Origin of the sequence: Streptomyces bullii, from assembly GCF_042657145.1 — a bacterium.
Taxonomy (GTDB): Bacteria; Actinomycetota; Actinomycetes; order Streptomycetales; family Streptomycetaceae; genus Streptomyces; species Streptomyces bullii.
This window is the reverse complement of the sequence record NZ_JBHSNY010000007.1, coordinates 369,742-387,815: the sequence shown is the minus strand read 5'-3', so window position 1 is coordinate 387,815 and position 18,074 is coordinate 369,742. Positions and strand designations below refer to the sequence as shown.

The window sequence follows — 18,074 nt, the reverse complement described above, 5'->3', positions numbered from 1 at the left end:
CTTGAGAGACCATGTCCGAACACTCCGGATACTCCGGATACTCCGAGAAGGACGTCCAGCAGGAAGTCACCGAGCTGGAGGGCAAGTCGGCCACGGCGGCGCGGTTGTTCGACATCCGGCGCATCATCGGCGGGCTGTTCGTGGTGTACGGCGTCATCGTCACGATCGCGGGCCTGGTGGCGTCCGACGCCGACATCGACAAGGCGGAGGGCGTGAACATCAACCTGTGGACCGGCCTGGGCATGCTGGCCCTCGGCCTCTTCTTCCTCGCCTGGCAGAAACTCAAGCCGACGACCCCGCCACCACCGGGTGCGGTGCCGGGGGATGAACGGGGACAGTGAGGGCCACGGAGCGCCGGGTGTCGTGTCGCCCTCTCCACGATCCGGCCGGCGCTGACCGCCGCGCCCGGCCCGGACGCCGACGCACGGCGTAGCGACTGGCTGGGTGCTCAACTCGGCGCAGGCGCGGCCCGGAGTGGCGCTGCGGCTTGGCGGATGCGCCACCCGGCCCCGCGTGGCACCGGCTGCACCCACCCGCGCACAACCACGTCGGCTCAGCCCGCGCGAGCGCACGCAGCCCCTTCCACGACACCCCGCGTGGCGCCCACGCAGAGCGAATGCCGTACCGGCACCGACTGGGCGCCCAGCCCGACGGCTGAGACCGCGGCGTGCGCCACCCGGCGCTGACTGGGCGCCCCGCGTGGCGCCTGCGACCGGGCAGGTGCGAAACACGACGCCAGGGAGGTGCCGCTGCTCGCAGCCGAGCGCTACGTGCAGCGGTACGCGCCCGCACTCGCCCACGGCGGGAAGGGGTCGTGTCGGGGGGTGTCCGCCCGCAGCGGTTGGCGCGTCAACGGCAGTGGCTCACCAAGGCACTCCATCGCGCCGTTTCCGAGGACGGACACCCCTCGGCGCGGCCCCGACCCACCAGCGACGGCAGGCGCTACCGCAACCTCACGCAACGCGCGCAGGCCGCCGGAGGCATCCCGCACCACCCACCAACCGCGTCCGGCGGCGCTCACCGCGGCATCCCGCGCCCGATCCGACAACTCTCCCGCGCCACCCATGACCACCGCGAGCACCACCACCCACCCGCACAGGCCGCCGCAGACGCCCCGCCCCCGCGCACGCACGCCGCCCAAGCCGCCGCAGGCACCCGCACCTACGCGTCCGGCAGCCCCGACCGCGGTACCTCCCCCGCCCGGTCCAGCAGCCCCGTCCGCGCCGCCAGTGCCGCCGCTTCCAGGCGTGAGCCGACGCCCAGTTTCATCAGGACCCGCTGGACATGGGTGCGGGCCGTCGACGGTGCGATGCCCATGCCCGCCGCGATCACCCGGGTGTCCTCGCCGTCGGCGACCCGGACCAGTACCTCGACCTCCCGAGGCGTGAGCATCCGCAGCAGGCGCTGGCCCTCGTCGTCCGGCTGGGCGGCGGGGTTGAGCAGCTCGCTGAACGCCCCCTGCAGCAGCGCGGGCGCCACCGCGGCCTCCCCCGCCCGCGCCTTCATGATCGCCCGCTCGACACCCTCTATGCGCTCGTCATGCCGGACATAGCCGGAGGCCCCGGCCGCGAACGCCGCCGCGATGCCCCGCGGACTCGGCACCGGCCCCAGCACGAGCACCGCCACCTGCGGCCGCTCCTGCTTGATCTTCACCACCGGATCGAACGCCCCGGGCTCCGCCGGGGTCGCCGTCCCCAGCAGACACACCTCCGGCGCGCGGCTGATCACCAGTTCCGCCGCCCCGGCGGCCGGCGCCGCCGCGGCCAGCACCCGGTGCCCCCGCAGTTTCAATGCCGAGGCCAACGCCTCGGCCAGCAGTCGGTGGTCGTCGACCACCATGAGCCGCACTCCCATCGAGCAACCCCCCAGTCCCCCCAATGGATCCACAGCCGCCCACGGATGCCCACTGGTCCGCGCGGACAGGAGCCCCCCTCATGGCCCCCCGCCCTTCATGCCCCCGGAAGCTACACGCTTGTTCGACGTTGCGCTCCCCCTACCGGCGAGAATCGCCCCGGAACGCCGAAGTTCCTCGCATTCGCGAGTCATTCGAAGCATTCGAGGGCCATTCGAAGCTGATGAGCGGTACGTGCACGGCCCCGCCCCTGAACAGGGACGGGGCCGCAACCCTACAACGGCGGACGGCGCCGGATCTCCTCGATCAGCGGCCACCGTCAGCCCTGGATCAGCACACGATCAACACACGATCAGCGCTGGTCAACGCTGATCAGCTCGTACCGAACGCGATCGCCAGGTACTCCTTGTCCTGCGTGCCGGACCGCCTGGACGAGGCGTACACCTGCGACATGTACAGACGCCCCTGCCCGAATTGCATCTCCGAGTACTCCGGCAGCATCCTGGTCTCCACGTCCCGCACCGCCTCCGTGGCCGGGTTCTCCAGCAGCGTCGTCACCTTGAAGCTGCCGCCGTCCACGCTGACGATCTGCCCGCCCTTGTCGTACGGCGGGCGCTTGTACGCCAGCAGGTTCCCGCCGTCCATGCGAAGCGGCGAGATCACGTACCCGTCGCCGGCGTCCGCCCGCTGACCGGTCTGCTTCCCGGTGGCCAGGTCGAAGGCGATGATCTCGTTGGTGCGGCTGTACTTGCCGGTCCCCTCGTGTTCCTCGGTCGGCACGTACAGCCGGTCGTTGCCGACCACCATCTGCGTGCAGTTCTCGATCCTGGAGACACGGTCGCAGCGGCCGGCGAGCTGCTCGCCCGGCGCGGAGATGCGGGTGCGCAGCTTGCCGGTCCTGTTGTCGATGGAGAAGTAGTCCGAGATGCCGCTGCCGTCCCCGGCGCTGTCGCCGACGTCGGCGGCGACGACGAGCGGGTCGGTCGAGACGATGCTGGCGTACTCGATGCCCTGCGCCAGCTTGTACTCCGAGATCACCTTCCCGGACTTCGGGTCGATGGTCTGGACGTGCAGCTGCCGCTCGCCGTACGAGCCGCACTTGCGCAGCGCCACCAGCTTCGCGCCGCCGCCGTACCCGGCGTCGTAGCAGGAGTCGCTCGGCTTCGGGCTCCACAGCGCCTTGCCCGAGACGTCGAAGGCGGCGCCGCCGCTGGTGCCGCCGACGGCGACGGTGTTCCCGCTGAGCGTGATGTTGTCGAAGGTGGTCGGCCGGTCACCGTCCTTGACCGTCTTCGTCCACAGTCTCCTGCCCGCGTCGAGGTCGAGCACCGCGACCTGGCTGCAGCCGTGCGAGGGCTCGGCCTTGGTCGGCATCGCGGGCTGGAAGAGGACGGCCGTCTTGTTGTCCGCGGTGACATGGCGGCTGGCCGTGCACACCGGGCCGGGCAGCGGGATCGTCCAGAGCTTGGTGCCCTTGTCGGGGTCGTAGCCGACGATCTCGGCGATGCCGCTCTTGACGTACGCCTTGTCGGTGAGCCACGAGCCGGAGACGACGACGGAGCTGTCGCCCTTCTTCAGCGCGGGCATCGGGACCTGGAAGAGGACCTTGGACGCGGGGTCGGCGGGCACCTTCTCCTTGCCGCCGGAGGCGACGCCCCCGGTGCCGCCGCTCGTGTCCTCGCCCCCGCCGGTGCCGCCGCTGGTACTCGCCGTGTCGTCCTTCTTGCCGTCGTCCTCGCCGGACGCGTACCACACGCCGCCGACGATCAGCGCGATCGCCACGACCGCCGCGACGATGACGAGCAGCTGCGCGCTGACCTTCCGCCCGCCGCCCGGCTGTCCCGGATGCGGATGCAGCGGCACGGCCGCCTGCGGATGACCGTAGCCGGGCTGCCCGCCGTACGGTCCCGGCTGCGGCTGCCCGTACGGGCCCGGCTGCTGACCGGGGTAGCCGTAGCCGGGCGGTGCCTGCGGGTAGCCCGGGGCCTGCGGGTAGCCGAAACCGGGCTGCGGCTGCGGCTGCTGCGCGGGCGGAGGCGGGGGCGGGGTGTGCGGAGCCGGGGGCGTCTGCGGTGCCTGCGGATGGCCGTACCCCGGCTGCTGCGGTGGCGGACCCTGCGGTGCGCCGAACCCGCCCTGCTGCGGAGCCTGGCCCTGCGGCGGCTGGTTGGGCGGCTGGGTCATCAGCGGCTTCCCCCGTTCCTCACTGATTTCTAGCCACGCCCTGAGGTACGCGAGGGCCCCAGAGCCGTCTTCAGGTAGTTCTCAGACGGCTCTTTCTATCACCCGGCTCGGACAGCGGAACGGGCCGTGTCCGCCCCGGTCCCCCTCGGCGGCTCAGGCGTCCTCCGCCAGTTCCAGCCAGCGCAGCTCCAGTTCCTCACGCTGACCGGCCAACTCGCGCAGTTCGGCGTCGAGTTCGGCCACCTTCGCGAAGTCGGTGGCGTGCTCGGCGATCCGGGCGTGCAGCTTGGTCTCCTTCTCGGAGATCTTGTCCAGCTGCCGCTCGATCTTCTGGAGCTCCTTCTTGGCGACGCGCAGGTCGGCGGCGCTCTTCTCGGAGGCGGGCCGCTCCGCGACGGGCGAGGGCACCGAGGCGGCCGCGGCCTCCTCGATCCGCCGGCGCCGCTCCAGGTACTCGTCGATGCCGCGCGGCAGCATCCGCAGGGTTCCGTCGCCGAGCAGCGCGAACACCCGGTCCGTCGTCCGCTCGATGAAGAACCGGTCGTGGGAGATGACGATCATCGAGCCGGGCCAGCCGTCGAGCAGGTCCTCCAGCTGCGTGAGGGTCTCGATGTCGAGGTCGTTGGTGGGCTCGTCGAGGAAGAGGACGTTGGGCTCGTCCATCAGCAGCCGCAGCAGTTGCAGCCGGCGGCGCTCACCGCCGGACAGGTCGCCGACGGGCGTCCACTGCTTCTCCTTGCTGAAGCCGAACGTCTCGCACAGCTGCCCGGCGGTCATCTCGCGTCCCTTGCCCAGGTCGACGCGCTCCCGCACCCGCTGCACGGCTTCCAGCACCCGCCAGTTCGGGTCGAGTTCGGCGACCTCCTGGGACAGGTAGGCGAGCTTGACGGTCTTCCCGACCCGGATGTGCCCGCCCGCGGGCTGCCGTTCGCCGTCGCTGTACGCGGCGTCGGCGAGCGCCCGCAGCAGGGACGTCTTGCCGGCGCCGTTGACGCCGACCAGGCCGATGCGGTCGCCCGGGCCGAGCTGCCAGGTGAGGTGCTTGAGCAGCACCTTGGGGCCGGCCTGGACGGTCACGTCCTTCACGTCGAAGACCGTCCTGCCGAGCCGCGAGGAGGCGAACTTCATCAGCTCGCTGCTGTCCCGGGGCGGCGGTACGTCCTTGATGAGCTCGTTGGCGGCCTCCACGCGGAAGCGCGGCTTGGAGGTCCGGGCGGGTGCCCCGCGCCGCAGCCAGGCCAGTTCCTTGCGGACCAGGTTCTGCCGCTTGACCTCCTCGGTGGCGGCGATGCGCTCGCGTTCGGCGCGGGCGAAGACGTAGTCGGAGTAGCCGCCGTCGTACTCGTGGACGGTGCCGCGCTGCACGTCCCACATGCGGGTGCAGACCTGGTCGAGGAACCAGCGGTCGTGGGTGACGCACACCAGGGCCGACCGGCGGGCCCGCAGATGCGCGGCCAGCCAGGCGATGCCCTCGACGTCGAGATGGTTGGTGGGCTCGTCGAGGACGATCAGGTCCTGCTCCTCGATGAGCAGCTTGGCGAGCGCGATCCGGCGCCGCTCGCCGCCGGAGAGCGGGCCGATGACGGTGTCGAGGCCCTTGGGGAAGCCCGGCAGGTCGAGACCGCCGAACAGCCCGGTCAGTACGTCCCTGATCTTGGCGTTGCCCGCCCACTCATGGTCGGCCATGTCGCCGATGACCTCGTGCCGGACGGTGGCCTCGGGGTCGAGGGAGTCGTGCTGGGTGAGCACGCCGAGGCGCAGCCCGCCGGAGTGCGTGACGCGTCCGGTGTCGGCCTCCTCCAGCCTGGCCAGCATCCGGATCAGGGTGGTCTTGCCGTCCCCGTTCCGGCCGACGACCCCGATGCGGTCTCCTTCGGAGACGCCGAGCGAGACGCCGTCGAGGAGGGCACGGGTGCCGTACACCTTGCTGACGTTCTCGACATTGACCAGGTTGACGGCCATTTCTCTCCTGCGCAGGCGGCTGTGTCGATGTGCGGCTCCGCCGCGTGGGTCAGCCTCCCAGCGTAACGGGCGCGGGAGGCCGACCTGTCGGCCGTCCGTCAGCGGGAGGCGGTGGCGCGGACCTCGGTGAGGAGCTCGTACATCGTCCGCCCCGGGCAGTCGGTCTGGAGCCAGTCGCGGTGACCGCTGACGGTGGTGACCTCCTTGGTCACGCCGTTGATGGGGTTGGTGTACGTGATCGTCGCCTCCGGGGCGAGGCCCTTGAAGCGGGCGATCACCTTGATCAGCCGGGTCAGGGACGCCTTGGCGGCGTCGGTGGGGCCGGTGTCGGTCAGGTTGCCGAGGAGGGCGATGCCGAGGTTGCCGGAGTTGAAGCCGGCGGTGTGGAAGGCGGTGACGACGTTGCCGCCCTTGTCGAAGGCGGGGATCGCGTCGTCGCTGGAGTAGCGGCCCTCGTAGACGGTGCCGGCCTCGTCGATGAGGAAGTGGTAGCCGATGTCGCCCCAGTCGAGGGTGACCGCGTGGTACTCGTAGATCGCGCGGACGGTCGCCGCCGGGTCGGGGTCGTCGTTCGGTGTGTCGGTGTGGTGGACCGTGATCGCCTGCAACGGGTAGTACTGCTCGGGCGAGTTGACCTTGCCGTCCTTGAAGCGCTTGGACTCGTCGGCGCCCCAGGCGGGGCGGGAGAGGTAGCGCACGCCCCGTACGCGGGTGGGTTCCGAGGGCACCTTGAAGGTGCGCCGGGGGCCGTCGGTAGTGTCGATCGCCAGGGAGCGCACGCCGGTGGCCCCGTCCGGCGCCTCCACCTCGTACGCCGTGGCCTCGCCGGCCGGGACCAGCGCCGTGCCGCCGCCCTCGACGGTGGCGCATCCGCCGCTGAGGGTCTGCCAGGTGCCGGGGGAGGCGTGGCCGTCGGTGAAGCGGATGCCGGCGGCGTCCTGGGTGCCGTTCCAGCGGACGCCGACGTAGGAGGCGGCGAAGGCGGTGGTGGCCCGGCCGGTGCCGGTGGCGGTCTCGGCGCGGGTGGCCGGGAAGGTCTCGGCCGTGGTGCCGGGCTCCGTGCCGGAGGCGGGGGTGCTGCCGGAGCCGTCGGTCGCCGCGAAGACGACCGGGGCGAGGGCGGTCCCGGCGGCCACGGCTCCGGCGGCGCCGATCACACCGCGCCGGGACAGGCGCGGCTTCCTGCGGTGGGAGGGGGCGGGAGTGGGGGTGGGGGCTTTCGACACGGCAGTCGACCTTCCAGCCGTTCACATGACGGGCGGCGCGCCAAGGGAGTCGGTGGCGCATGGTTGCTTGAATCGTCAAGTGAGGCTAGCCGTCACTGGTGTCACATCCGTACTGCGATGGCAGTATTTGGTGTGGAGATCAGGCGAAGAATGTTTGACTCCGGTCGTTTCTGATGACCGTGGCGCCCGGCGCGGGACCCGTCGCCGTGCGCACGCTGCGGCACGTGCCGGACGTCCTGAGCGCCCCGGCCACCGCTGCCGCCGACTCCGGGTCCCGGGCGAGGAACGCCGTGGTCGGGCCGGAGCCGGAGACCAGCGCGGCAAGCGCACCGGCGGCGCGGCCGGCCGCGAGGGTGCCGGCGAGCTCCGGGAACAGCGACAGGGCCGCGGGCTGGAGGTCGTTGGAGACGGTTGCGGCGAGCGCGTCGGGGTCGCCCTTGGCGAGCGCGTCGAGGAGTTCCTGGGAGGCGACGGGGGCGGGGATGTTGGTGCCCTCGCCGAGCCGGTCGAACTCCCGGAAGACGGCCGGGGTGGACAGGCCCCGGCCGGCCATCGCGAACACCCAGTGGAAGGCGCCGCCGACCTCCAGGGGCTGGAGCTTCTCGCCGCGCCCGGTGCCCAGCGCCGCCCCGCCGACGAAGCTGAACGGCACGTCGCTGCCCAACTCGGCGCAGATGTCGAGCAGTTCCTCGCGGGATGCGCCCGTCCGCCACAGCGCGTCGCAGGCGAGCAGGGCGCCCGCGCCGTCCGCGCTGCCGCCCGCCATGCCGCCGGCGACGGGGATGTCCTTGGCGATGTGGAGGTGCACGTCGGGCGTCCGGCCGTACCGTTCGGCGAGCGCCAGGGCCGCGCGCGCCGCCAGGTTGGTCCGGTCGAGCGGCACCTGCCCGGCGTCCGGTCCGTCGCAGGTGACACGCAGTCCGCCGGGCGACGGGGTGACGGTGACCTCGTCGTACAGGCCGACCGCCAGGAAGACGTTGGCCAGGTCGTGGAAGCCGTCGGGGCGGGCGGGGCCGACCGCGAGCTGGACGTTGACCTTGGCGGGGACGCGGACGGTGACGCTCACGGCCACTTACTGGGCCTCCTTGTGCTCGGCGATGCGGGCGAACTCCTCGACGGTGAGGGACTCGCCGCGTGCCTGCGGGGAGACACCGGCGGCGACGAGGGCCGCCTCGGCGGCCGGCGCCGAACCTGCCCATCCGGCGAGCGCGGCCCGCAACGTCTTGCGGCGCTGGGCGAACGCCGCGTCGACGACGGCGAAGACCTCGGCCTTGGAGGCGGTGGTCTTGACCGGCTCGGTGCGGCGGGTCAGGGACACCAGTCCGCTGTCGACGTTGGGCGCCGGCCAGAAGACGTTGCGGCCGATGGCGCCGGCCCGCTTGACCTCGGCGTACCAGTTGGCCTTGACCGAGGGGACGCCGTACACCTTCGAGCCGGGCGCGGCGGCGAGGCGGTCGGCGACCTCCGACTGGACCATGACGAGGGTGCGATCGATGCTCGGGAAGGTGTCGAGCATGTGCAGCAGCACGGGGACGGCCACGTTGTAGGGCAGGTTGGCCACCAGCGCGGTGGGGGCGGGGCCGGGGAGTTCGGTGACGTGCAGTGCGTCGGAGTGGACGAGCGCGAACCGGTCGGCGCGCTCCGGCATACGGGCGGCGATGGTGGCCGGGAGCGCGGCGGCCAGCACGTCGTCGATCTCCACGGCGGTGACGCGGTCGGCGGCCTCCAGCAGCGCGAGGGTGAGCGAGCCGAGTCCCGGACCGACCTCGACGACCACGTCCTCGGGGCGGACGCCGGCGGTGCGGACGATACGGCGGACCGTGTTCGCGTCGATCACGAAGTTCTGGCCGCGTTGCTTGGTGGGGCGGACGCCGAGGGCTGCCGCCAGTTCGCGGACGTCGGCGGGGCCCAGGAGGGCGTCGGGGGCGGGGCTGGTCACGGCCCAAGCCTAACCGTGGCTCACCCGTGCAACCGCGCCCCGCAGTGCGGCCAGGGGCTGGTCCCCCGCCGGATGTACAGCTTCTTCGCCCGGTACGTCTGTTCCGCGGCCGGTGCGTCCTGCGGGCGGCCCCGGCCGCCGAGGCTGTGCCAGGTCGGGGTGTCGAACTGGTAGAGGCCGCCGTAGGTGCCCGAGGGGTCCACCGCGTCGGGCCGGCCGCCGGACTCGCAGGCCGCGAGGGCCTTCCAGTCGAGGTGGTCGGCGCCCCGCACGGACGTCGGCTGCGGTTGGGTGCCGACCTTCACCAACTGGGGGCGCGGCTCGCGCACCAGCTCGGAGCTCAGGAGGCGCGGCTTCTGCTTGACACCGTTGACGGTGCGCACGGAGTAGGTGACGCGGCGCAGGCCGGGCAGGCCCGCCTGTTCGACGACCTCCGTGCCCCGGAACAGGGAGGGGTCCTCCATCCGCCGCACCGGGAAGGGGACCGCCTCCTCGCGGACCTCCTTGCCGCGGGTGATCCGCAGCACGGTGACGGTCTGCCCGTCGCGGGGGAAACTGCCGGGCGGCACAGAGGTGGTGTCCTGGCCGCGCAGGGTGATGCCGGCCTCCTCGACGGCCTCCCGCACGGTCGCCGCGTTGGTGCGGACGGTGCGCGCCCGGCCGTCCGCCATGATCGTCACCGCGCGTTCGGTGCGTACGTCCAGGGCGAGTCCCGCGCGTCCGATCCGCCGGGAGCGCGAGGTGGACACGTAGGCGCCTTCCGCGCGCACGCCCAGTTGCCTGAGCGCCCCCTCGACCGTGCGCGCCGTCGTCCACACCTCGCGCCGCCGGCCGTCGAGCGTGAGCCTGACGGGGCGCCCGTAGCGCACCGCGACCTCGTCGCCGCTGGTGAGCTCTGAGCCGGGCGCGGGCGCGACCACGTCGTGCGCGCCGACCTCGACGCCCTCCTCGGCGAGCAGTTCGGTCACGTCGTCGGCGAAGGTGTGCAGTGTGCGCTGTTCGCCGTCGACGCTCAGCTCGATCGCCTTGTCCTTGGCGACGAACGCGGTGGTGCCGCCCGCCAGGAACGCCACGACCAGCGCCTGTGGCAGCAGACGGCGCATCGAGCCGTCCGAGCGCTCGGCGTACCGGGCCTTGCGCCGGCGCGCGGCCCGCCGGCCCCCGGTCGGCCGCGCGACGGGCGCGGCCGCCGGCGCCTGCGCCCTGGGCCCGCCCTGCCGGGGCACCGCGGGCTCGGCCCGCTCGTAGGCGGGCCGGTAGGTGTCCTCGTACGGGACGCCGCCGTAGGGGACGCCATTCCGGTACGGGACACCGTCCGGATAGGGGACACCGTCCGGATAGGGGACACCGCTCGGGTACGGGACCCCGTGCGGGTACGGGACCCCGTGCGGGTACGGGACCCCGTGCGGGTCGTCGTACAGGGTGCTGTACGACGACGTCGGGGCGCCGTACGCGTCGAGACCGCCGTGCGCCTGCGGCTCGTGTGTGCCGTACGTCTCGTGGGTCTCGTACGGGGAGTTGCTCACGCCGACACGCTCCAGGGGGCGGAGGGGTCCATAGGGGGTCCGGATCGGGCCACCAGAACCTAGCGGAGTGATCGTCACTCTCCAAAGCGACGCGACTACGCACAGTCGTGCGGGGGTGGGTCAGTAACCGAAGGCCCGTGCCGTGTTCGCCGCGAGGGCGGTGGCCATCGCGTCCTCGCCGATGCCGCGCACGGCGGCCATCGCGCGCACCGTCACCGGGACGAGATACGGCGCGTTGGGCCGTCCGCGGTAGGGCGCCGGGGTCAGGAAGGGCGCGTCCGTCTCGACCAGGACGAGGTCCAGCGGGGCCACGGCGAGGGCGTCGCGCAGGTTCCCGGCGTTCTTGAAGGTGACGTTGCCGGCGAAGGACATGAAGTACCCGGCGCTCGCGCAGATCTCCGCCATCTCCGCGTCGCCGGAGTAGCAGTGGAAGACGGTGCGCTCGGGGGCGCCCTCCTCCTTCAGGACGCGCAGCACGTCGGCGTGGGCGTCACGGTCGTGGATGACCAGGGCCTTGCCGTGCCGTTTGGCGATCTCGATGTGGGCGCGGAAGGACCGCTCCTGGGCCGCCTTGCCCTCCGGGCCTGTGCGGAAGTAGTCCAGTCCGGTCTCGCCGACGCCCTTGACCTGGGGCAGCGCGGCCAGCCGGTCGATCTCGGCGAGGGCCTCGTCCAGCGCCGCGTCGCCGCCGGGCGCGCGGGCGCCCTGCCGCGACCAGCCGTCGGGGTCCCCGTGGACGATGCGCGGGGCCTCGTTCGGGTGCAGCGCGACGGTCGCGTGGACGCTGTCGTACGCCGCCGCCGTCTCGGCCGCCCACCGGGAGCCCTTGAGGTCGCAGCCGACCTGCACGACCGTCGTGACGCCCACCGACGCGGCCCTGGCGAGGCCCTCCTCGACGGTGCCGGACTGCATGTCGAGGTGCGTGTGGGAGTCGGCGACCGGCACCCGGAGGGGCTCCGGGAGCGGCGGGGCCGCGTTCTTGTCGCGGTCGTCCTGTCGGCCGGGGGCGTTCGAAGGCATGCCCCGATCCTACGAAAAGAGGGGTGCCCTCCCCGGTGGGGGAGAACCGGGGAGGGCGCCGGCGGGGAGGGCCGGCAGTCTCAGCTCGCCTTGCGCTGGAACGGGTGCAGGAGATCGGACAGGTGCCAGTGGTGGTGCTCCCCGGGCGCCGCGGCCTGTGCCTCGGCCGCGGTCGTCGGTGCCTGCACCGGTCCGGCGGGCGGCACGCGGTGCGGCCGGTGCGCGGCGTCCCGGGCCGAGGAGACCTGGCCCGCCCGCATGATCCGTACGACGCGACCGTCGCAGTTCTGGCACGTCGGGCGGCTCAGCGGCGAGGGCACGACTTTGCCGTCCGCTACGTACAGGACGAACTCGTGGCCTTCGGCGTCCGTGTGGTGCTCTATCTCGTAGGACTGCTCCCAGCCGTGTCCGCAGCGCATGCAGGCGAAGGAGTACGACTCGTTGACGACGGCGGACGCTCCGTTGCGAAGGCCGTTCTGCTCTGCGATCTCGCTCATGCCAGCTCCTGGTGTCCGCTGGAGGGGACCGGATGCGGTCCCGCCCCCCAGTGGACTCCTCCGCCGGCGCCAAAGCAGCAGAACTGTCGAGTGTTGGCGGCGATTTGGGCGTTCCTTGCCCCAGCACCCCGGCGGCTTTGCCCGCGCATGGGGCGCGCGCTCATCCGACAAGCGCCCTGCTCAGAGGGGGTTTCACGCCCCCGTGACGTTGCTCACGCCCCGGCGTTCTTGGCCGCCACCACCGCATCGAACACCTGCCGCTTCGGCACCCCGGCCTCCGCGGCCACCGCCGCGATGGCCTCCTTGCGCCGCTCCCCCGCCTCCTCGCGCACCCGCACCCGGCGCACCAGCTCCGCCGCGTCGACCTCCTCGGGCCCCCGCTCCGGTGCCCCCTCGACCACGACGGTGATCTCCCCGCGCACGCCCTCGGCCGCCCACGCGGCCAGCTCGCCCAGCGGACCCCGCCTGACCTCCTCGTACGTCTTGGTCAGCTCCCGGCACACGGCCGCGCGGCGCTCCGCCCCGAACACCTCGGCCATCGCGGCGAGCGTGTCGTCGAGCCGGTGCGGGGCCTCGAAGTAGACGAGGGTGCGCCGCTCCCCGGCCACCTCCCGCAGCCGGGACAGCCGCTCCCCCGCCTTGCGCGGCAGGAACCCCTCGAAGCAGAAGCGGTCCACGGGCAGCCCGGACAGCGCGAGCGCGGTCAGCACGGCGGACGGCCCGGGCACGGCGGTGACCCGGACGTCCTTCTCGACGGCCGCCGCGACCAGCCGGTACCCGGGGTCGGACACGGACGGCATCCCGGCGTCGGTCACGAGCAGCACGCGTGCCCCGCTCACGAGTTCCTCGACCAGTTCCGGCGTACGGGCGGCCTCGTTGCCCTCGAAGTACGACACGACGCGCCCCTTGGGCGTGACCCCCAGCGCCTGGGTGAGGCGCCGCAGCCGCCGGGTGTCCTCGGCGGCGACCACGTCCGCGCCGGCCAGTTCCTCAGCGAGCCGGGGCGGGGCGTCCGCGATGTCGCCGATGGGGGTGCCTGCCAAAACAAGGGTTCCTGTCACGTTTCCATCCTCGCAGGGGCCATCCGCGGGACTCCCACAGACGGGTTCCCTACGATGGCGCGGTGACCAGTACAGCGTCGTCCACGGACTCCACGGACACCCGGCAGGGCCAGGCGCCGCACGAGCAGCGGCCCGACTGGCAGCAGCGGCTGCGCCGTTTCGGCTACTCGGTGGGCCCGGCCGACGATGTCCGTGACCGCCTGGTGCCGCCGTACACCGAGCCGGGCCCGCGCCTGTGGGCGGTGCTCGGCGTCCCGCACACCCTCGCGGGCCGCATCACGCGCTGGTCGGCCTGGGGCGGTCCGCTGCTCGTCACGCTCCTCGCCGGTGTCCTGCGGTTCTGGAACCTCGGCAACCCGAAGGCGGTGATATTCGACGAGACGTACTACGCCAAGGACGCGTGGGCGCTCGTCCACCGCGGGTTCGAGGTCAACTGGGACAAGAACGCCAACGACCTGATCCTGTCGTCGAACGGGCACGTCCCCATCCCGACGGACGCGGCGTACGTGGTGCACCCGCCGGTCGGCAAGTACGTCATCGGGCTCGGCGAGCTGATGTTCGGGTTCAACCCGTTCGGCTGGCGGTTCATGACGGCGCTGCTCGGCACCCTCTCCGTGCTGATGCTGTGCCGCATCGGCCGCCGCCTGTTCCGCTCCACGTTCCTCGGCTGCCTGGCGGGCGCGCTGATGGCGGTGGACGGGCTGCACTTCGTGATGAGCCGCACCTCGCTCCTCGACGGCGTGCTGATGTTCTTCGTGCTGGCGGCCTTCGGCTGTCTGCTGATCGACCGCGACCGGGCACGCGCGAGACTGGCCGCCGCGCTGCCGGCGGACGCCGACGGCCGGGTCCGTCCCGACGCGCACACCGCGGAGACCGCCCGCCTCGGCGCGCGCCCCTGGCGCTGGGCGGCGGGCCTGATGCTGGGGCTGGCCATCGGCACCAAGTGGAACGGCCTGTACATCCTGGCCGCGTTCTGCGTGATGGCCGTGCTGTGGGACGTCGGCTCCCGCCGGGTCGCCGGGGCGCGGCACCCGTACAGCGCGGTCCTCAAGCGGGACACGCCCCTGGCCTTCCTGGCGACGGTGCCGGTCGCGCTCGTCACCTACCTCGCCTCCTGGACCGGCTGGATCCTCTCCCCCACCGACGGCAGCGGCGGCTACTTCCGCAACTGGGCCGCGACCGACGGCAAGGGCGGCAACTGGACCTTCCTGCCCGACTGGCTGCGCAGCCTGTGGCACTACGAGCACCAGGTCTACGAGTTCCACGTCGGCCTGTCCTCGCCGCACACCTACCAGTCCAACCCGTGGAGCTGGCTCGTCACCGGCCGCCCGGTGTCGTACTTCTACGAGTCGCCCGCGCCCGGCAAGGACGGCTGCCCCGTCGACGCGGGCGAGAAGTGCGCCCGCGAGGTGCTGGCGATCGGCACGCCGCTGCTGTGGTGGGTGGCCTGCTTCGCGCTGCTGTACGTGCTGTGGCGCTGGCTCTTCCGCCGCGACTGGCGCGCGGGCGCGATCGCCTGCGGCATCGCGGCCGGCTACCTGCCCTGGTTCATGTACCAGGAGCGCACGATCTTCTACTTCTACGCGATCGTCTTCGTGCCGTTCCTGTGCCTGGCGGTGGCCATGCTCCTCGGCGCGATCATCGGCCCGCCCCGCTCCACCGACTTCCGCCGCGTCGCGGGCGCGACGGGCGCGGGCGTCCTGGTCCTGCTGATCGCCTGGAACTTCGTCTACTTCTGGCCGATCCACACGGGCACGGCGATCCCGATCGACTCGTGGCGCTCGCGGATGTGGCTGGACACCTGGGTGTGACAGGAGTGGTGGCGGGCGCCGGCGGCGTGACCGCTGGAAACCGTCACCGTCCGCACGCCGACCGGTCAGGAAGCGGCAGATCCCGGACCCGGCCGGTCGCGGGAGGAGCACTTCGCGTCATCCGCGGAGGCCGCCTGCGCGCGCTCACTACGGTCGTGCCCTCATTCCACGTAGGCGCGTGACCGGACACCTGGTTCCGGCACCCACGGCGCCGAGAAAACTGGGGGGCGGCCGGTGGCGTATACACGCGGCATCACGGACGTACACATCAGCAAGGGCGCTCTGTGGATCGGGTCGGACACCTATCCACTGCGCAACATCGCCCACACCTCGCTGAGGGAGCTGCACCCGGACCGGAACGCGGCCAGGTCGCGGTTCGTCAGGCGCCTGATCGCCAAGGTGTTCCTGCTGCTCTTCGGGCTGGGGCTCCTTCAGGCGTCCGCGCTGCTCGGCGGCATCGTGGTGCTCGTCGTCGTCGCGGCGGGCATACGCGACTACCTGGAACTGCAGAGGGTGCTGAACGCGCCGGTCCTGTACGTCCTGCAGATCACCACGTCGGGGACGCCGAAGACCGCCCTGACCACCGACGACAGGAACGGTCTGGAGCAGATGTTCCGTCAGCTGATGGAGGCGATGGACAACCCCGACATCCAGGTCCACTACCAGATGCCCACCTACAACATCACCGGTGGCGATCACATCTACCAGTTCGGGGACAGCAACACCGGAAAGGTGGTCACGCCGTGAACGGCGACTCGGTCCTGCAGTTCGGCAACGGCAACATCGGCATCATCAAGGCCCAGGGCGTACCGGACCCGCAGGCCGCGCTGGAGCAGATGATCAGCGCGGCCCTGGCGCTGCGCGACCGGGTCTCCACGGACGACCAGCAGGTCATCGACACCGCCCTCGACGTGATCCGGGACGGTGGCGCGGCCGACCCCGGCCGACTGCGTCAGGCCCTCGCCGGCATCGCCGGGATCGCGGCCTTGGTCGGCGAGGTGGGCGCCCCGGTGCTGGGCGCGGTGCGCACGCTCACGCAGGCGGTCGGCCTGCAGTGAGGCCGAGCCGGCCCGGGCGTACGTGACACCGCCCGGGCCGGCAGCACCGGCGGCGCCCCTCCCCGGCGTTCGCCTTCCCTGCATCCCTGGCGTCAGCGTCCCCGGCGTTCGAAATCCCCGCCCCATGAGTCCCGTCTTCCACATACAGTGCCGTGGGGGACGCGCGGATCTGAACGCGTTCAGTAAAGCCCCACGAGGGTGCCGACGGGGAGGGGACAGCCTGATGGGCAAGGGGGTCAAGGCCGCCGTGATAGGCGGCGTGTTCGCGGTGATGGTGGGCGGCGCCGGATACGGCGGCTACAACATCGTGAACGCGCTGAACGGCGGCGGGGGTTCGGGCGGGAGCGCCACGGAGAAGCGGTCCGGGCCGCCGAGCGGCGACGAGGTCCAGGAGACGACCCGGAAGTTCTTCGCGGCGTGGGAGAAGGGGCAGGCGGCCCAGGCGGCGGCCCTGACCAACAACGCCGTGGCGGCCGAGCCGCTGCTGACGGCCTACGCCGAGGAGGCGCACCTCACCGACGTGCGGATCACCCCCGGCGGCGCGAGCGGCGCCCGCGTGCCGTACACGGTCAAGGCGAACGTGACCTTCGACGGGAAGTCCGAGCCGCTGACGTACAGCAGCGAGCTGACCGTCGTGCGCGGGGTGACGACCGGGCGGGCGCTGGTCGACTGGCAGCCGTCCGTCGTCCACCCGCAGCTGCGCAAGGGCGACACGCTGGTCACCGGCGAGTCGGCGAGCCCGCCGATCGAGGCCGTGGACCGCGACGGCACCGTGCTCACCAAGGAGAAGTACCCGTCCCTCGGGCCGATCCTGGACGCCCTGCGCGACAAGTACGGCGACAAGGCCGGCGGCGCCCCCGGCGTCGAGCTGGCGATCCGGCACGCCGACGAGGCCGCCGCCGACACCCCGCTGCTGACCCTCGCCAAGGGCAGACCCGGCACGCTGCGCACCACGCTCAGCGCCGGTGTGCAGGCGGCCGCCGAGCGGGCGGTGAAGAAGTACGACGATTCCTCGGTGGTGGCCGTCAAGCCGAGCACCGGAGAGGTGCTGGCGGTCGCCAACCACCGCGACGACGGATTCAACGCGGCCTTCCAGGGCGAGGTCGCCCCCGGCTCCACCATGAAGATCATTACGGCGGCGATGCTCATCGACAACGGCGTGACCTCGATGAACGGCCCGGCGCCCTGCCCGGACGACGCAATGTGGCAGGGCCAGACCTTCAAGAACCTGCGGGGCATGAAGGCCGACACCGGCGCCACGCTCGCCAACAGCTTCCTGCGCTCCTGCAACACGGCCTTCATCAAGCTCATCGACGAGGACCCGCTCACCGACGAGTCGCTGACCCGGGAGGCCGAGGAGCGGTTCGGGCTGGGCCGCAACGACTGGAAGACCGGCATCGAGTCCTTCGACGGCAGGGTCCCCGCCGTCAGCGGGCCGGACCGCGCCGCGAACGCCATCGGCCAGGGCCAGGTCCAGATGAACCCGCTGAACATGGCCTCGGTGACGGCCACCGCGATCACCGGCACCTTCCGCCAGCCCTACCTGGTCTCGCCGCGGCTGGACGGCCGGCAGCTGGCGCGGGCCGAGGGGCTGCGGGCGAGCACCGCCGCCCAGCTGAAGCAGATGATGCGCCTGACCGCCACCCAGGGCACCGCCGAGGAGGCCATGGCCGGGCTCAGCGGCGACATCGGTGCCAAGACCGGTTCCGCCGAGGTCGACGGGGTGGCCGACGCCAACAGCTGGTTCACCGGGTTCCGCGGCGACGTCGCAGCGGCGGCCATGGCCGAGCGGGGCGGCCACGGCGGGGACGCGGCCGGGCCGATTGTCGCAGCCGTGCTACAAGCGGGCGGCTGACCTCGCCCGCGCGTCACCCGCTCAGGTCAGGACTCTAGGGTGGTGGCCGTCGTTGGTGTCGGTGAGGACTACGAGGGCTGCGG

At 72.4% G+C, this 18,074-nt stretch carries 15 protein-coding genes; 5 read left to right on the top strand and 10 right to left on the bottom strand.

The genetic code is table 11. The features are described 5' to 3' along the window. Positions 1-11 precede the first annotated feature (11 nt). Positions 12-341, top strand: coding sequence for a hypothetical protein (locus tag ACFPZJ_RS22245; RefSeq protein WP_381024350.1), 330 nt, complete (start codon positions 12-14; stop codon positions 339-341). Positions 342-1,161: 820 nt separating this feature from the next. Here the strand turns inward: ACFPZJ_RS22245 and ACFPZJ_RS22240 are convergent. The 10 genes from ACFPZJ_RS22240 to rsmI form a co-directional block, all read right to left on the bottom strand. Continuing rightward, positions 1,162-1,854 (bottom strand): helix-turn-helix transcriptional regulator, encoded by a 693-nt coding sequence (locus tag ACFPZJ_RS22240; protein ID WP_381024347.1) that lies wholly within the window; start codon positions 1,852-1,854, stop codon positions 1,162-1,164. Between the two features lie 370 nt (positions 1,855-2,224). Continuing rightward, positions 2,225-4,036, bottom strand: a complete 1,812-nt coding sequence (locus ACFPZJ_RS22235) for an outer membrane protein assembly factor BamB family protein (RefSeq protein ID WP_381024344.1) — start codon at positions 4,034-4,036, stop codon at positions 2,225-2,227. A gap of 153 nt (positions 4,037-4,189) precedes the next feature. After that, complete coding sequence (locus tag ACFPZJ_RS22230) at positions 4,190-5,998, bottom strand: ABC-F family ATP-binding cassette domain-containing protein (protein ID WP_381024341.1); 1,809 nt, start codon at positions 5,996-5,998, stop codon at positions 4,190-4,192. A 98-nt stretch (positions 5,999-6,096) separates the two neighbouring features. Next, positions 6,097-7,224 carry a peptidoglycan recognition protein family protein gene (locus ACFPZJ_RS22225; RefSeq protein WP_381024339.1) on the bottom strand — a complete coding sequence of 376 codons (1,128 nt, stop codon included), beginning with the start codon at positions 7,222-7,224 and terminating at the stop codon, positions 6,097-6,099. A gap of 139 nt (positions 7,225-7,363) precedes the next feature. After that, complete coding sequence (locus ACFPZJ_RS22220) at positions 7,364-8,290, bottom strand: 4-(cytidine 5'-diphospho)-2-C-methyl-D-erythritol kinase (protein ID WP_381024663.1); 927 nt, start codon at positions 8,288-8,290, stop codon at positions 7,364-7,366. Between the two features lie 6 nt (positions 8,291-8,296). After that, positions 8,297-9,163, bottom strand: a complete 867-nt coding sequence (gene rsmA, locus ACFPZJ_RS22215) for a 16S rRNA (adenine(1518)-N(6)/adenine(1519)-N(6))-dimethyltransferase RsmA (protein WP_381024336.1) — start codon at positions 9,161-9,163, stop codon at positions 8,297-8,299. A gap of 20 nt (positions 9,164-9,183) precedes the next feature. Further along, on the bottom strand, positions 9,184-10,689 hold the full coding sequence (locus ACFPZJ_RS22210; RefSeq protein ID WP_381024334.1) for a ubiquitin-like domain-containing protein: 1,506 nt from the start codon (positions 10,687-10,689) through the stop codon (positions 9,184-9,186). Between the two features lie 120 nt (positions 10,690-10,809). Then, entirely contained in the window at positions 10,810-11,709 is a 900-nt protein-coding gene (locus ACFPZJ_RS22205) for a TatD family hydrolase (protein ID WP_381024331.1), read from the bottom strand. 80 nt (positions 11,710-11,789) lie between these two features. Then, entirely contained in the window at positions 11,790-12,206 is a 417-nt protein-coding gene (locus ACFPZJ_RS22200) for a hypothetical protein (protein WP_381024329.1), read from the bottom strand. A gap of 212 nt (positions 12,207-12,418) precedes the next feature. Further along, positions 12,419-13,267 (bottom strand): 16S rRNA (cytidine(1402)-2'-O)-methyltransferase, encoded by an 849-nt coding sequence (gene rsmI, locus ACFPZJ_RS22195; RefSeq protein WP_381024327.1) that lies wholly within the window; start codon positions 13,265-13,267, stop codon positions 12,419-12,421. Between the two features lie 62 nt (positions 13,268-13,329). Between rsmI and ACFPZJ_RS22190 the strand changes: the two genes are divergently transcribed. The 4 genes from ACFPZJ_RS22190 (at position 13,330) to ACFPZJ_RS22175 (ending at position 17,991) form a co-directional block, all read left to right on the top strand. Next, positions 13,330-15,078 (top strand): dolichyl-phosphate-mannose--protein mannosyltransferase, encoded by a 1,749-nt coding sequence (locus ACFPZJ_RS22190; RefSeq protein WP_381024325.1) that lies wholly within the window; start codon positions 13,330-13,332, stop codon positions 15,076-15,078. Between the two features lie 234 nt (positions 15,079-15,312). Beyond that, the gene (locus ACFPZJ_RS22185) at positions 15,313-15,825 is read left to right on the top strand and encodes a DUF6232 family protein (protein WP_381024322.1); all 513 of its coding nucleotides are present in this window, start codon (positions 15,313-15,315) and stop codon (positions 15,823-15,825) included. Continuing rightward, positions 15,822-16,136 carry a hypothetical protein gene (locus tag ACFPZJ_RS22180; protein WP_381024320.1) on the top strand — a complete coding sequence of 105 codons (315 nt, stop codon included), beginning with the start codon at positions 15,822-15,824 and terminating at the stop codon, positions 16,134-16,136. The genes ACFPZJ_RS22185 and ACFPZJ_RS22180 overlap by 4 nt, the downstream gene beginning before the upstream one ends. Before the next feature lie 223 nt (positions 16,137-16,359). Then, on the top strand, positions 16,360-17,991 hold the full coding sequence (locus tag ACFPZJ_RS22175) for a penicillin-binding transpeptidase domain-containing protein (RefSeq protein ID WP_381024317.1): 1,632 nt from the start codon (positions 16,360-16,362) through the stop codon (positions 17,989-17,991). The last annotated feature ends 83 nt before the right edge of the window (positions 17,992-18,074 follow it).

Bases quoted from the DNA above. Each gene is read 5' to 3' on its own strand.
- ACFPZJ_RS22245 (WP_381024350.1), top strand. From the start codon at position 12: ATGTCCGAACACTCCGGATACTCCGGATACTCCGAGAAGGACGTCCAG.
- ACFPZJ_RS22240 (WP_381024347.1), bottom strand. From the start codon at position 1,854: ATGGGAGTGCGGCTCATGGTGGTCGACGACCACCGACTGCTGGCCGAG.
- ACFPZJ_RS22235 (WP_381024344.1), bottom strand. From the start codon at position 4,036: ATGACCCAGCCGCCCAACCAGCCGCCGCAGGGCCAGGCTCCGCAGCAG.
- ACFPZJ_RS22230 (WP_381024341.1), bottom strand. From the start codon at position 5,998: ATGGCCGTCAACCTGGTCAATGTCGAGAACGTCAGCAAGGTGTACGGC.
- ACFPZJ_RS22205 (WP_381024331.1), bottom strand. From the start codon at position 11,709: ATGCCTTCGAACGCCCCCGGCCGACAGGACGACCGCGACAAGAACGCG.
- ACFPZJ_RS22200 (WP_381024329.1), bottom strand. From the start codon at position 12,206: ATGAGCGAGATCGCAGAGCAGAACGGCCTTCGCAACGGAGCGTCCGCC.
- ACFPZJ_RS22175 (WP_381024317.1), top strand. From the start codon at position 16,360: ATGGGCAAGGGGGTCAAGGCCGCCGTGATAGGCGGCGTGTTCGCGGTG.